Below are 14566 nucleotides of genomic sequence, written 5' to 3' on the forward strand. Positions count from 1 at the left end.
TAGAGGTAAACCATGAAATTTCCGATCTATCTGCATCAGGCTGATAGCGGCAGTTTCTCCGGATTTGTTCCGGACATCACAGGCTGCTATTTCGCGGGTGACACGATTGATGCCGCGATTGCCGATGCCTGGAGTGCGATCGATGCTCATCTGGATTATGTCACCGAGAAAGGCGAACTGGCGCCGCAAGCGCAGAGTATTTCCGTGCATATGAATGATGAAGATTGCCAGGGCGGTATTTGGGCTTATGTTGATGTTGATTTAAGCAAATATGACAGTAAAGCGGTGAAGTTGAACATTACCTTGCCGCAGAATTTATTAGTCAAAATAGACACGTACGTTGAGCGGCATCGGGAATACGGATCGCGCAGTGGCTTCTTTGCCGACCTGGCGCGTCGGGAGCTACAAAAAAGCGCATAACTCCCTTCTCATGAGCGCGTGCAGCCCGCCTTACACGGCGGGCTTTTCAGCCCATCAGCCCAGCCAAACCGACAGCTCTACATCTTCGCTAAACGGTGTCGACAAATAACCGTTTTCTGGCGCCCGGACCTTTTCCAGATACGGCGGGTAATAATCGGCGTTATCAGCGACGATCAACGCCCCTTTTCTCAGACGCGGTTCCAGTAAATCCAGGATCTCCGGGTAGAGCGATTTCGCGCCGTCGAGCAGCACCAGATCAATCGTATCGGGCAGATCCTGGCGCAGGGTTTCCAGCGCATCGCCTTCGCGGATCTCAATCAGATCGCTCACCCCGCCCAGGTTAAAATGTTGCCGTGCGCGCGCCGCTTTGGATGGCTCGAACTCGCAGGTAATCAGCCTGCCGCCGCCGTTATCGCGCAGTGCCGCCGCCATGTGCAGCGCCGAGATCCCAAAGGAGGTGCCGTACTCGACAATGGTGTGCGCGTTGCTACTGCGCGCCAGCATATACAGCAGTGTACCGGTCTCTTTTGACACCGGAAGCCACAGATCTTTCAGTCGCCCATAGAGATCCCGGTAGTCGGTTTTGCTCTGTAAAAGGCGCATCTGTTCTTCTTCGGAAACATCATCCAGCGCGGTGCTGGTGGTCGCTTCGGCCTCGGCAAACAGACGCTCCAGTAACAATGCCAGCGGCGCGGTGGTGAGGGTGGTCATGGTCATGCAGGACTCCAGTAATAAATGTGACTAATTATTCGCATTCAGAATATGATGGATTCGTCGCATTCACTATTCGCATTCCTCTGGCTGGAGACTCTCCGAATGACATCGCGTTCAACCCCGCGAATTTCCTCGCGAAAACAGCCGCGTCAGGCACGTTCTACGGCGCTGGTCACCGCAATCCTTCAGGCTGCTATTCAGGTTTTAGCCGAGGAAGGGGCACCGCGCTTTACCACCGCGCGGGTGGCGGAACGTGCCGGTGTGAGCATCGGGTCGGTGTATCAGTACTTTCCCAATAAGGCCGCGATTCTTTTCCAGCTCCAGCTTGAAGAATGGCAGCGTACAACCACGCTACTGCGGGACATTTTGCAGGACAGCCGTCATCCGCCATTCCAGCGTATGCGCTCGCTGGTGCTGGCCTTTGTGCGCTCGGAGTGTGAAGAGGCGGCGATGCGCACCGCGCTGGATGACGCCGCGCCCTTGTATCGCGATGCCCCTGAGGTAACAGCAGCAAAAGCCGCAGGAGAGGGGATTTTCCAGACCTTTGTGCAGGAGGTGTTACCGAATGAGACGCCAGCAAAACAGGCGCTGGTCTGTGAACTGGTGACCACCACCCTTGGCGCGGTGGGCAAAGCCTTCTCTGTCGCGCCACGTAGCGAGACGGACATTACCGCGTTTGCAGCAGAACTGGGGGAAATGCTGTGCGGATATCTGCAGTTGAAAGAAGGAAAGCCACGCGGCGGCGATTGAAAAATCATTCGTAAGGTTTATATATATGAGGTCGTCATAATCTGAGGATGTATATGGACGGGGAAGGGAGTCAGCGGTTATTGCAGCCGGGCGAGATCCGTCTGGCAAGAAGTGTCTTCGGTAACAGTCTTGAATATCACAAAATCTGGGTGCATCACGACAGCTATTTCCCGTTTGGCTTACAGCCCCAAAGTGCGGGAATGGCCCCTGATGGCGAACTCTATTTTCGCGAATGGTACCGCAACGATTTTTCGCGAGAGTCTCATCCTTTTCAGCATATCTTTATTCACGAACTCAGCCATATCTGGCAGCGTAATCGCGGCATGTATGTGCGGGTAAATGGCTTAATCAGTGGGCTGGTCAGCTATCGCTACCATTTAAATGGGCGGCCGTTACGACGTTATTCGATGGAACAGCAGGCACAAATCATTGCCGATTATTTCATTCTCAAAACTTACGGCTATGCTTCGTGGATGGCATTAAGAGCGAGAGGCGATGTGACGCTGGACGGTGATCTCCGGGAGTCCCGCATGTTGTCTGAATATCAAAAAACATTGCAGGGGTTTCCATGGTGCTAAGAAGGGGAATAACGCGCGGTATGCTCTTACTGGCGTCCCTGCTGGCATTGACGGGCTGTCCGGGGTCAGGCGACAGGCTCAGACCCGATGAAACGACCTCGGTGAAACGTACGGCAACTAATGAAGTCTGTTTTGCCGTGCATAATGCGCAAGATTACCAGCCTGTTTTTATCTCTATTAATCCCCGCGCTATTCCGCCATCGAAACAAAAATATATCCTGAGGCCGCCGTTAACAGTGAAAGATGCGCAACTGTGTATTCCGTCCTCTTTCTATACTTTCGCCAGTGACGGGCAATTTATTGTTAAGTACATCCTTAAATCGAGAACCCAAAGCGTGCCAACACGCAGCGTCGTGGTCGGGGTGGAAGTTTCAAAAGGGGAAATATATGCCTTCCCCTTAGCGAATAATGAAATCACTCGCTAAAGGATGATGTTAAGACGGAACAGCAAAAGGAGTCTATATGGCCGATTCACTGGCGCTGGCGGCAGGCCAGCTTTCTCTTAATGCCTGGCAGGGGAAGTGGGATGAGGTTCTGGGTATCCTCGAACACTATCCCTCGCTGGTTAATCATGTTTCGCAGAAAAAAGGCTATTCCGCCCTGCATCAGGCTGCATGGCACGGTGCGGATTTAACGATCATTGGGCGCTTGCTGCAATACGGCGCGGATACCCAACTCAAGACGCATGAGCAGCAAACGGCGTATGACATTGCCGTTAAGAAGCATGCACAGCGTGAGGATCTGCGGTTTGTGCTCTACCCCGCCTCGCGAACACTCGCCCAGTTGATGCGCAAGATTTTCGCCCAGGGCATGCCGGAATTGATGCATTACCCCGATAAGTTGCTGATGGACAATCTGGTGATGCTGCTCAGCGATGAAGTGTGTGTTTCCCCCACGTCCAGCGCGAAGGAGCGCTTTTATGCCGCCTTTATGGCCATGACGGGAACGCCGCTCTCAACACCTTTTGAACGTCACGCCTCGATTCCCCCAAACTGGTGGGTGGATACCGACTACTGGCGCGATGAGTTTTTACCTCAACTGCTGGAGCTGGAAAAATGCAAATCATGCATTCCGCTGGAACATAGTTGGGCGACGATTGGCGATTTGCTCACACCGGACCACTCCGGTTGGGGGCTCAGAGGCGACCCCTGGTTATGGATGGAGATGCGCAAATCGTTATCCCGTGTCCCTTTGCCGGACACGCTAAAAGATCTGACCGCGCTGCTGCGTAACGTTGTGCTCGCGCGAACTAATTCAACCATGCTGGATGACGATGCCGTTTATGTCCCGCGTTTTTGCCGCGGCGGCATGAGCAGTGGCCATATCTCACTGCGTTTCTGGGAGCAGAAAGGCATCCCCGCTATTGTGCAGCGCGCCGAGTGGTTAAGGGAGATGTGGGGCACAGGCGAGCGGGGCTAAGGTATCGCTTGTTCACGGATTCTATGTGTTCATGCTGCGTGAACAACGGTAATGCGTGAACAAGCAAGATCAGTTAACGCCCTTCAATGTCGTCACAACGTACTTGCGATTGCACAGGTAAAGCGTGTTTGTATCCGTTTCCAGCATACCCAGCGCAGAGTCCGGATGTTGTGGCGGCAGGCTGAAATCAAGATTAATGCAATTCCCCTGCTGTCTGTTTGCTGGTGTGACGGAAGTGTGCCCACTCACCACGTAATCGATGCCCTTCACTGGCGTATGGCAGCGAGTCAGATGTCGCCGCCTTCCGGCCAGGCAATTGTTTAGCGTCAGGCGATCGCCCGCAAACAGGGAAGCCAGAAATATATTGATGTCATTCACTTCGGGGATAATTTCACCGTGGATAACGCACCAGCGGTGGTTCTGGCCGGACAATAAAATCACCAGCGGAAGGCGGGAAATCGTCTCGCAAAGCGCGTGTTGTGCGGACGCGTGCAGCGTGAAAAACCACTCACCACCTTGCTGGGCGATCTTTTCCTCGGCCCTTTTTTTTGCGCCAGCGTCAGGGGCGAAATACCATGCCAGCAAGGCGTCTTCATGATTACCGCGAACGGCGTAGAACCAGGGCTTATCTGGCAACGTGAGACAGTCGAGTGCCGCCGGCCCTCTGTCAAACAGGTCGCCTGTGGCAATCAGCCGATCGTGATGTTCGTCGAAATGGGCATGTGAAAGTAGCGCCTGCAAAGATGGAAAAGCACCGTGCAAATCGCCGAGAATAAAATCTCTGCCCGTGCGATTAGGTAAAAGTGTGACAATCATGGTGTCTGTCTCCCTGACGATGACGGGCCTGATAGTAAAACAGAGGTTGCCCACGAGAAAGTTTTGTTCATAAAATGAGTTTGTTCATGCAGCGTGAACAAGAGGGGAATCGTGAACAAATGAATGATGAACTGAGTATTGTGAGCGAGATTCTGGCGCAACTGCCGCCGCCGCTGAAGGGCGAGGTGGGGGAGCATCCCGAAGGCGGTAGCGACGGGGGGCTCTTTTTAAATATGCCGGACGGGCAGGCGCGCTATTTTCACTATGATGTAAAAATGCAGCCGCGCAAAGAATGGCTGATGAACTGGAAAATGCTGTGGAAAAAGGCAGAAATGTCCGAGGAGGTATTGCTATTTTGCGACCATCTCACTCCCGCATTGCAACAATACTGCCAGCAAAATCAGATTAATTTTATCGATAGCGGCGGGAATGCATTTATCTCTGTACCCGGTTTTTATCTCAATATTTCAGGGAAGAAAAGTGAGAAGGTAAAAAAGCAAACCGGTCGAATGTCCATTGGCGTGATGAAATTGCTTTTTGTGCTGTTGTCTGATGAACGCATCATTAATTATACCTACAGAGAAATTGCTGAATTAGCCGGTATTTCGCTGGGTATGGTTGGCAAAGGCTTCGAGTATTTGGCCGATAAAAAATGGTATCGGCAGGGGCGTAATGGCCGCCGCTTTACCCGCCAGAGTGAACTGTACCAGATATGGATCCAGGAATATGCGTCTGTTCTACGCGCCGGGATTAAAAGTATGCGCCTGGCAGGCAATATTCCCTGGCAGGACATCGCGTTGCAACCGGGAGAGTGCTGGGCTGGAGACGTGGCGGGCCATGAACTTAGCGACGGTTATTTGCACCCGGAAACCATAAAAATCTTCACGCCATTATCTTTCACCGAGCGCTGGAAAACGCTGGCATTACGCCCTGCGCCAGAGGGAAGTTATGAGCTTATCGAGACTTTCTGGGGAAACGCTTTTCGGATGAATACACAAAGCTATGCATTACTCACTATTGCAGAGCTGGTGGCATCGCAGGACGACCGAAGCATTGAAACCGCGAGGATGATCAATGAGCGATATTTACACGCTGAGTCAGCCATTATCGGCTGACATCCAGACTACGTTAGAAAAGGTTAACCGCATTTGTACGACCGCAGGGTGTGAGTTTTTTATTGCTGGTGCAACGGCCAGAGAGGTTTTGCTTACCCATGTTCACGGCAGGAAAACCGGGCGCCATACGCGAGATATTGATATCGCGGTTTTTATTGATACTTGGGAGCAGTTTACTGCCTTAAAGGCATCGATGCTGGCGGGAGGCGCTACGGAAGTCAAAGGCAATGCGCACCGTTTACTGTGGGATGACATTGAGCTGGATATCATCCCTTTCGGCGGTATTGCCGATGGCAATGAAGTGGCCTGGCCGCCGGACAGAGACATCATTATGTCCGTGGATGGTTTTACGGAAGCCTGGACTCATGCCGTTTCCGTGGATATTCCGCAGTGTGGTGTCGTTCGTTTTTGTTCGCTACCTGGTTTGTTGTTATTGAAATTATTTGCCTGGCGCGACCGGGGTGACAGAAGCAATAAAGACGCTGTCGATATCTACAAGATCCTCTGTGAATATGCCGTTATTGAAGACGCTCGCCTCTATGACAATGCCGAATGGGGTGACCGCGTCGACTGGGAACCTGAGCGACTGGGGGCGCTGCTTGCGGGCCATGATGTTGCGGCCATGGCAATGCCAGAAAGCCTTGAAAGTTTGCAAAAACTGGACCCGGATGCGCTGGTCGATGCAATTGTTCGCCAGCCGGGTACTGGCCATGCAGATGACATCGAAAACAGAATAAACGATTTCTGGTACACGCTTGTGCAACAATAAGCAGCGGAGCGCGAGGGGTTGCGCTCCGAATATTACAGTGCGTTACGCTCGCAGTTTATTTGCGGCTTTACCGCTAATCACACCAATAAATTCCTGAACCTGCTTTTGTTTACGTGCAGACAGTTTATTAACCTGACGCAGGGAATGCATTAATTCCGGCTCGGGTGGTTTGACGGTCAGCACGATGCAGCCTTCCATTACGTTGATATCGATTTTGGCACCAGTGGTAAAACCGGCGGCTTCCAGCCACTGGCCTTTCATGATAATCGCCGGGATATGCTGATGATCTTCAAAGCGGCTCGCGTAACTGACGGTGCCTTTACGGTTATTTTCCGGGGAGACTTCTGGATCGGTGAATTCTGCAATAGAATGCGGGGTAGTCATGATGGCTATTCTCCGAGAATAGTGATTGTGATTAGCAAGGCGCTCGTGTTGCAGCACGGGCGTCTTGCGAAAATACCTGTATATATCATCAGGGAATAGAAGGAAAGTCCAGCTGAAAATCAATGAAAATAACGGCGGGGATAAAGGGATGGATTATTTCTGGTGATGGGAATAAAGCGGCTATTTAGCCGCTTTATTGGTTTATGGGGGCGGGTTAATTTATGGCGGCGTCGGTGAGGGCGTCGGCCAGGTGGAGCTGGGTTTGTTGGGCATTTTTAGTCCGGATTTTAACCATTTCTAATAAATCAATAAATTCAGATAATTTGTCAATTATGCGTTGCTGTTCTTTTTGAGGCGCTATTGCTACTAGCATATTTTTCATAATGGTTCCATTAACATTCGCTTGCCCACATTGTTGTTTTACATATGGCATAATTTGATATTTTCTAAAGAGAGGTGCTTGCATATTTAGATTCAGGAAATCAGGAATAGCACCAACCTTAATTGTTCTTATTCTTATTAAATATGAAGCAAAGGAGAATATATTGTTCTCACCTTTGAAAATTCCTGTTTTACCCACTAAATCTGCACTATTAGTTCTATTGTATAAAATGTCATCGTATTCAAGATATAAAAATGGTAATTCTTCAATGGAGTTGTCGACAACTTGTTGATTACCTATTGTAACTTTACCATTCTGGATGTCTCCCATCTTGAATACAGGTACACCAATGTCAGAGATAAATGTCTTATGAGATAAACCATATTCTGTTGATATACTGAAATTGCCAATACGGCACCACTCCCACCCCTCTGGTAATTCAAACGGTTTTTCCTCATCACTAATCGGTGGCAACGGTTTTTGCTTTTTAATTTTCCCGTCTTTCACCAGTTGCGCTTTTTCCTGCGCAATACGTTTGAGCAGTTCAGAAGCCGGTTCATCGCTCGGATCCTGCGGCACCAGTTTGCCCATCACCGCTAGTTGCAGAATGGTCTGTTTTAACGCGTCAATGCTGGCTTCGGTGGTAAACAGCGTGTCGAAATGCTCGCTGATACGCGCCCAGTTTTCGGCCAGTTCATCGGCGTTCTGGCTGTCGGTTAGCGTAGTTAGCAGGGTTTCAACCAGCTGTTGATGGGCATCCAGACTGGCCAGGGAGTGCTGCTCCAGCTGGTCGCAGAGGGACATGAGTTCATTTGCCTTTGTAACAATTCTCTGCTGTTCAGAAAATGGAGGTACAAGAATAAATGTTTCTCGTACTTTATCTGCATTGAGGTTTAATACTACTGCACCAGATGCTTTTTCTTTAAACGCTTTTGCAATAAAAGGTGAAGATAGTAACTGATATAAAAAATCTTTATCTAATAATGATGGTGGCGATATTCTCAGCCATCCATCATGAATACAACCTTCAATCAGTGTAATGTATGGCCTTCCAAAACTCATTGAATTAGTCAGAAGGAAATCACCCGGGTACACCATGCGTGTTTTATGAAGGCCAGAAGGTTTTATTTTTTCTTCAGCCGAAGTAATATATTTGCCGCCGATGTCAGTATCACCAATTTTAATCCAGTTAAGGCCATCTTTTTCGCTGGTTAAGTAATCTTTTATTGGTCTTGGTGAACCGCCCCTTTCTATTTCACATATATCACCAAAGCGTATCCATTCCCACCCTTTAGGTAGGTCAAAATGTTCATCATCCTCACTAATCTCCGGCAGCGGCTTGGGCTTTTTAATTTTCCCCTGCTTCACCAGCTCGGCTTTTTCCGCCGCAATGCGTTTTAGCAGCTCAGACGCCGGTTCGTCGTTCGGATCCTGCGGCACCAGCTTGCCGCGCACCGCCAGCTCCAGAATCAGCTCGCGCAGCTTCTTAATCCCGTACAGGTCAATCTTACCCGAGCTGCCGCGCCCCGCCGTAGAGCGGGTTTGCAGCGCCGTGGTCCAGGTGTCGATATGATCGACAATCAGTTTTTCCACCGCCATCAGTTGGCCTCCTTACCGGAGAGCGCCGCGCCGAGGATATCGCGCAGCTGGTGGCGCAGGGTCTGGATTGCTTCTTGCTGTTTGGCATATTGCGCCAGCAGTTCATCCGGGTCGTGGCTGACGGTTTCCGCCTGGTGCGGGTTCTTGATATCGAGATTAAAGTTGCGGGCAATCACCTCGTCGATGCTGACTTTCCACGCCTGCTCGTTCTCGACGCGGCTGGCGAAGCCGTCGGCCTCGTTGCCCCACCAGTCGATCTCGGCCTGGAACTCTTCAAACTTCATCGGTTTGGTTTTGCTGTAGTTTTTCACGCCCGCCGGGTACGGGTGCTCGTAGAACCAGATCTCTTTGGTCGGCTGGCCTTTGGTAAAGAACAGCAGGTTGGTTTTGATCCCGGTGTACGGGTTAAACACGCCGTTCGGCAGACGCACGATGGTGTGCAGGTTGCACTCCTCGGTGAGCAGCTTTTTGATCTTGGTTTTCACACCTTCGCCAAACAGCGTGCCGTCCGGCAGCACCACCGCCGCGCGGCCGTTTTTCGCCAGCACTTCAACGATCAGTTGCAGGAACAGGTCCGCCGTTTCGCGGGTCTGCATCTCTGCCGGGAAGTTCTTCTCAATGCCGTCTTCTTCGGTGCCGCCGAACGGCGGGTTGGTGACGATCACATCCAGCTGTTCATCCCACGACGACAGTGGCTTGTTGAGGGTGTTGTCGTGACGGATTTGCACCGGCACTTCGATGCCGTGCAGCAGCATATTGGTGGTCGCCAGCAGGTGCGGGAGCTGCTTTTTCTCCACGCCGTGGATCTGCTGTTGCAGCGTCTGGTGATCGGCCACGCTCTTCACGTACTTATTTTTCACGTGATCGAACGCGCAGGCGAGGAAGCCGCCGGTGCCGCAGGCCGGGTCCATAATCGACTCGCCGAGTTTCGGATCGACGCGATCGACCATAAAGCGGGTGACGGCGCGTGGGGTATAAAACTCACCGGCATTGCCCGCCGATTGCAGATCTTTGAGGATCTGTTCGTAAATGTCGCCGAACAGGTGGCGTTCGCTGGCGCTGGTGAAGTCGATTTCGTTCAGCTTGTTGATCACCTGACGCAGCAGAGTGCCGTTTTTCATGTAGTTATAGGCATCGCTGAACGCCTGTCTGACCACAAAGCCGCGCGGGTTCTTATCAATCGGTGCGGTGAGGTTTTTCAGCGCCGGGAACAGATCGTCGTTGACGAACTCCAGCAGGGAATCGCCGGTAATGCCCTCGGCGTTCGCCGCCCAGGTGCGCCACAGGTAGCGCTGCGGGATCGGGTACTGATAGTTATCCTGTTCCAGTTCCAGCGCCTCTTCCTGTGCGTCAAAGATTTTCAGAAACAGCAGCCAGGAGAGCTGGCCGAGGCGCTGCGCATCGCCGTCCACACCGGCGTCTTTGCGCATAATGTCCTGTAAGGATTTGATAACTGAGCTGATTGACATGATGTGTTCCATGCTTCATTAACAATAAGGCCCTCTGCTACGCGGTGGCAGCAGAAGGCGCAAAAGGGGAGTGGTTACGCGGAGCGGGGCGGTAAGTGGTAGATTTCGCTTTCCAGCTCGCTGATGGCCTGATTATACCCGTTACGGTCGCCGAATCCGCTTTTAATGATCTCCGGCAGCGTACCCATGCTGTCGAACGGCTTGAGCTTCAGCACCTGAATACTCTCTATTTCCTGCACGCCCGCGTCGGCATATTTATCCAGCAGCGTATTCAGTACCGCCTGCGCGGCGTCGGAGTATTTGGTGAAGTAGTTGCGCTTACGCACGTTCTCCGCCCGCTCTTTGCGGGTTAACGGCGGCTGACCATACACCACGTGGCACAGCATGTCGAACGGGTCGAGCTCTTTACCGACCTCTTCCGCCAGCACTTCCCAGATAATCCCCTGCTGCTCCAGCTCTTTGATGATGGCCTGTTTGCGCTCGGCGTCCTGCCATTTGCGGGTGAAATCATCCAGCGAGGCGTACTCTTTGAGCAGAGTTTTGCGGGTGTAGTCTTTGAAGGATTCGGTGACCAGCTTGCCGTCGGCGTCGTAATACTGCACGCGCTGGGCGATCACGCCGACGGCCACGCCGTTGACGTGGAACTTGCGCACTTTGTTTTCCTCGCCGGGAGGAACAGGGCCTATATCGTCGCCTGGTTTGCCAGATGTGTAAGGTGCAGGATCTTCATTTGCCCCGGTGACATTGTCTTCTGAATCGGTTTGAGCCGCTTCTTCCTCTGTCTCTTCTTCAAACTCTTTCTCAAAATCGGAATCGGGATTAGCGATATCGTCCGGCGTGGTGTCCATCACCTTTTCCGGAATACCGTCGAAGCGTTCGTCGGCGAACAGCTCGGTGGCTTTTTTAAAATCAAGGATGGTGAACCACAGCTTGTCGTAGCGTTCATCAATGCGGGTACCGCGGCCGATGATCTGCTTGAATTTGGTCATCGACTGAATGTTTTGGTCCAGCACCACCAGTTTGCAGGTTTTGGCGTCCACACCGGTGGTCATCAGCTCGGAGGTGGTGGCGATAACCGGGTAGTCCTTCCTGGGGTTAATAAAGTTATCCAGTTGAGCTTTTCCAATCTCGTCATCACCGGTGATTTTCATCACGTACTTGTCGTTCTTCTTAACCTGTTCCGGGTTGAGATTGACCAGCGCGCGGCGCATCCGCTCCGCGTGATCGATGTCGTTACAGAAGACGATGGTTTTATCCATCGGGTTAGTGCGTTTAAGGTAATCGGTAATGGTTTTCGCCACCAGTTCGGTGCGTTCATCGATCACCATCGTGCGGTCAAAGTCTTTCTGGTTGTAGATACGGTCGTCGATCAACTCACCGTTTTTATCCACCTGACCTTTCGTTGGTCGCCAGCCCTGCAGGTCAACATCAATGTCGACACGCACCACTTTATAAGGGGCAAGGAAGCCGTCTTCGATACCTTCTTTCAGCGAGTAGATATATACCGGGTCGCCGAAGTAATCGGTGCTGGAGACTTCATGGGTCTCTTTTGGCGTGGCGGTTAAGCCAATCTGTGTGGCGGCGCTGAAGTAGTCGAGGATTTCGCGCCACGCGCTGTCTTCCGAGGCGCTGCCGCGATGGCATTCGTCGATCACAATCAGGTCAAAGAAATCCGGCGCCACCTGTTTAAAGGCTTTTTGATCTTCTTCCGGGCCGGTGATGGCCTGATACAGCGCAAGATGGATTTCATACGCCGGGTCGATAGTGCGACCGCTGACTTTGGTCATTGCCGAACCGAAAGGCTGAAAATCGTTGTTTTTGGTCTGGTCGACCAGAATATTGCGATCGGCAAGGAACAGGATCCGCTTCTTACTTTTTGCTTTCCATAAGCGCCAGATAATCTGAAAGGCGGTGTAGGTTTTCCCCGTCCCGGTAGCCATCACCAACAGGGCGCGATTTTGCCCGGCAGAGACGGCCTCAATAGTTTTGTTGATGGCCTGTAGCTGGTAATAACGCGGTGCTTTGCCGCTGCCGTCGTCGTAGTAGTCCTGGGTAATCACCGGAAGCTGAGCTGCGGTGTAGCCTTTCCAGACGCAGAGCTTATGCCAGAGTTCATCTGGCGATGGAAACTCATCCAGGGTAATACTTTTTTCGAGCAGTTCACCTTCTGCTGCCGTGGCATCGCGGAAAATAAAACCGTCGCCGTTGGTGGCGAAGACGAAAGGTACGTCCAGCAGGCGCGCGTACTCGATACCCTGCTGCATCCCTTTGCCGATTTCATGTTTGTTGGCTTTGGCTTCAATCACCGCCAGCGGAATGCCCGGCTTGTGATACAGCACGATATCGGCGGATTTCACCGTTCTACGCGCCGCAACCTTACCGCGCACGATGACTTTGCCGTCCCGGAGTTTGACTTCTTGTCTGATTTGCGTTGTGTCGTTCCAGCCAGCATCGAGGATGGCGGGTATAACGCATTTGGTGATGATATCTGCTTCCGTCAGGGTACTCAGGTTCAGGTCGGCCATAGTTCTCTCTTTACGTGAACAGGAACCTTCTGATTTTACATAGTTATAAATGCAGGGAGAAGCTATATATACACTGATTCAGGAATGATTTTTCATTAATTTGTAAATGTTCTGCTTTTAATTGATAAATGAAATCACAAAATTCATTTTTATTTACTAAGTTCCACCAATCTACAAAATTTATAAGTGTAGATAAGAAATAAGCGGCAACTATAGATAACAAAATGATAATCGCACTAATTGGCCTTTTATAGTACAACGATAAATAACAAAATGATGGAGCTATTAGTAATCGGTATATAAGTATGAATGCGAGAACGGATAATGCAACCCCTATGAATAAATCAATATTATTTAATGGTATATTAAAATTTCCATTAAGGATTATTCTATTTATTGCTATGCAATATAATAAAAAAGCTATTACATTAAGAACTGCGTATGATTGAAGGACTTGAAGAAAGTAAACGATGTGCCAGGAGTTCTTTTTTAATCGACTTACGATGGAAAGGCATAACCAGAAGAAAAATCCAAATTTTATTGGCTGAATTAATAATATTAAATACCAGTATAATTGGTTGAATATTAATTTAAAATTTGCTATTGGAGTTGTTTTTATAGATAAAAAACCGAATGCAGTGATTAATGTTCCTATAATTAATGTTGATTTTAAAAGATTAGCACCTGAATTGATTAGTGGAGAATATTCATGGGTACCATCATACATTGCTGGATGTTTAATAAATGTATACATGTCTAACAAAAAACCATACCCGGGAAGAATCTTTAATATATTTGTCAGGAATAGTTTTATATTACTTTTCATATAGTTCCTTAATTAGTTTAAACAAGAGATATTCACTCCATCGCCACCTTCACCGCCATCCTTAACTGCACCATCACCTTTCGGTGTTTCTCAATTGTCGGCAGCGCGCAGTTGATCCTTTAGCAGTTCCGATACTTCCCCGATGCTGAAAACAGCGATCCCGCAGGGATAGAACTCGCGCAGCCAGCAGGTGTAGATCTCCATGTTGCGCTGGTAGATCTGCCACATCTGCCGCATCCGTCGGACGTGGCGGTGGTAGCGACCTTCACGGATAAAGTTAGAGGTCGCCAAATGGGGCGAGGGAACGTTGGTGCCATAACAAGAAGGCGACTCGATGGCGATGATGTTGTCAGGTTTACACGTCGATAGCAGCGCCTGATAGGCCTACTGAACGGTGCTTGTGCCTGGCAAAGCCTGTGTAATGAGGACATTTTTTCTCCAGGGGGATAAAGTCCTTGTTCGATTCGTTCTGCCAGCACCCAGACCAGATGTTGATAACGAGTCATGCTCAATTCTTGATTGCCGCTATACAGATTAAGAAACCAGCATATGTAGGCGATAAAAAATGAGTCTTGCTGTAAGTTTTAGCCAGTCTGTATGTTAAAGAAAAGCATTTTGTGAATCTTTATTGTTCAGGCCCGGCTACGTAAAGATAAAGCTTTTAACAAGTCGAAGAGATAGAGTTTGGGTTTTAACAATATAAATAAAAACATATAGTTATATTTTTTCTCTGAGGCGGGTAATCAAAAAGTAGTGGCCTCGTGGGAATATCCCCACAATATTGCTGCGAATAAGCGACG

Annotated in this window: 14 protein-coding genes and 1 pseudogene; 7 read left to right on the plus strand and 8 right to left on the minus strand. The window is 50.2% G+C overall.

Translation table 11 applies throughout. The annotated features are described in order from the left end of the window. The first annotated feature begins 12 nt into the window (after positions 1-12). The gene (locus tag L2097_RS15790) at positions 13-420 is read left to right on the plus strand and encodes a type II toxin-antitoxin system HicB family antitoxin (RefSeq protein ID WP_250353264.1); all 408 of its coding nucleotides are present in this window, start codon (positions 13-15) and stop codon (positions 418-420) included. A 54-nt stretch (positions 421-474) separates the two neighbouring features. On the opposite strand, the gene L2097_RS15795 is transcribed toward L2097_RS15790, so the two are convergent. After that, positions 475-1137 (minus strand): O-methyltransferase, encoded by a 663-nt coding sequence (locus tag L2097_RS15795; protein WP_350029005.1) that lies wholly within the window; start codon positions 1135-1137, stop codon positions 475-477. Positions 1138-1236: 99 nt separating this feature from the next. On the opposite strand from L2097_RS15795, the gene L2097_RS15800 reads away from it, so the two are divergent. Genes L2097_RS15800 through L2097_RS15815 form a run of 4 tightly spaced genes read left to right on the plus strand, consistent with a single transcriptional unit; the run spans position 1237 to position 3881 of the window. Then, positions 1237-1884 (plus strand): TetR/AcrR family transcriptional regulator, encoded by a 648-nt coding sequence (locus L2097_RS15800; protein WP_250353265.1) that lies wholly within the window; start codon positions 1237-1239, stop codon positions 1882-1884. A gap of 53 nt (positions 1885-1937) precedes the next feature. Further along, entirely contained in the window at positions 1938-2462 is a 525-nt protein-coding gene (locus L2097_RS15805; RefSeq protein ID WP_047371979.1) for a hypothetical protein, read from the plus strand. 20 nt (positions 2463-2482) lie between these two features. Next, the gene (locus L2097_RS15810) at positions 2483-2887 is read left to right on the plus strand and encodes a putative T6SS immunity periplasmic lipoprotein (RefSeq protein WP_250353266.1); all 405 of its coding nucleotides are present in this window, start codon (positions 2483-2485) and stop codon (positions 2885-2887) included. A gap of 37 nt (positions 2888-2924) precedes the next feature. Continuing rightward, a complete protein-coding gene (locus L2097_RS15815; protein WP_250353267.1) occupies positions 2925-3881 on the plus strand; it encodes an ankyrin repeat domain-containing protein in 957 nt (318 codons plus the stop codon). A gap of 69 nt (positions 3882-3950) precedes the next feature. On the opposite strand, the gene L2097_RS15820 is transcribed toward L2097_RS15815, so the two are convergent. Next, complete coding sequence (locus L2097_RS15820) at positions 3951-4697, minus strand: metallophosphoesterase (protein ID WP_047371977.1); 747 nt, start codon at positions 4695-4697, stop codon at positions 3951-3953. An 86-nt stretch (positions 4698-4783) separates the two neighbouring features. On the opposite strand from L2097_RS15820, the gene L2097_RS15825 reads away from it, so the two are divergent. After that, positions 4784-5812, plus strand: a complete 1029-nt coding sequence (locus L2097_RS15825) for a type IV toxin-antitoxin system AbiEi family antitoxin (RefSeq protein ID WP_250353268.1) — start codon at positions 4784-4786, stop codon at positions 5810-5812. Then, positions 5772-6581 carry a nucleotidyl transferase AbiEii/AbiGii toxin family protein gene (locus L2097_RS15830; RefSeq protein WP_250353269.1) on the plus strand — a complete coding sequence of 270 codons (810 nt, stop codon included), beginning with the start codon at positions 5772-5774 and terminating at the stop codon, positions 6579-6581. Before L2097_RS15825 ends, L2097_RS15830 begins: the two co-directional genes overlap by 41 nt. 42 nt (positions 6582-6623) lie before the next feature. Here the strand turns inward: L2097_RS15830 and symE are convergent, their stop codons facing one another. From symE to L2097_RS15860, 6 genes and pseudogenes are all read right to left on the minus strand, one after another. Further along, entirely contained in the window at positions 6624-6965 is a 342-nt protein-coding gene (gene symE, locus L2097_RS15835; RefSeq protein ID WP_250353270.1) for an endoribonuclease SymE, read from the minus strand. A 214-nt stretch (positions 6966-7179) separates the two neighbouring features. Then, the gene (locus tag L2097_RS15840; protein ID WP_250353271.1) at positions 7180-8946 is read right to left on the minus strand and encodes a restriction endonuclease subunit S; all 1767 of its coding nucleotides are present in this window, start codon (positions 8944-8946) and stop codon (positions 7180-7182) included. Continuing rightward, entirely contained in the window at positions 8946-10415 is a 1470-nt protein-coding gene (locus L2097_RS15845) for an N-6 DNA methylase (RefSeq protein ID WP_250353272.1), read from the minus strand. Before L2097_RS15845 ends, L2097_RS15840 begins: the two co-directional genes overlap by 1 nt. Before the next feature lie 74 nt (positions 10416-10489). Continuing rightward, complete coding sequence (gene hsdR / locus L2097_RS15850; RefSeq protein WP_250353273.1) at positions 10490-12940, minus strand: EcoAI/FtnUII family type I restriction enzme subunit R; 2451 nt, start codon at positions 12938-12940, stop codon at positions 10490-10492. Positions 12941-12983: 43 nt separating this feature from the next. Further along, entirely contained in the window at positions 12984-13766 is a 783-nt protein-coding gene (locus L2097_RS15855; RefSeq protein WP_250353274.1) for a hypothetical protein, read from the minus strand. A 32-nt stretch (positions 13767-13798) separates the two neighbouring features. After that, positions 13799-14081: pseudogene (locus tag L2097_RS15860) on the minus strand (aminotransferase-like domain-containing protein); the annotation flags it as partial. Positions 14082-14566: the final 485 nt, after the last annotated feature.

Origin of the sequence: Citrobacter sp. MNAZ 1397, assembly GCF_023613995.1 — a bacterium.
Classification (GTDB): domain Bacteria; phylum Pseudomonadota; class Gammaproteobacteria; order Enterobacterales; family Enterobacteriaceae; genus Phytobacter; species Phytobacter ursingii.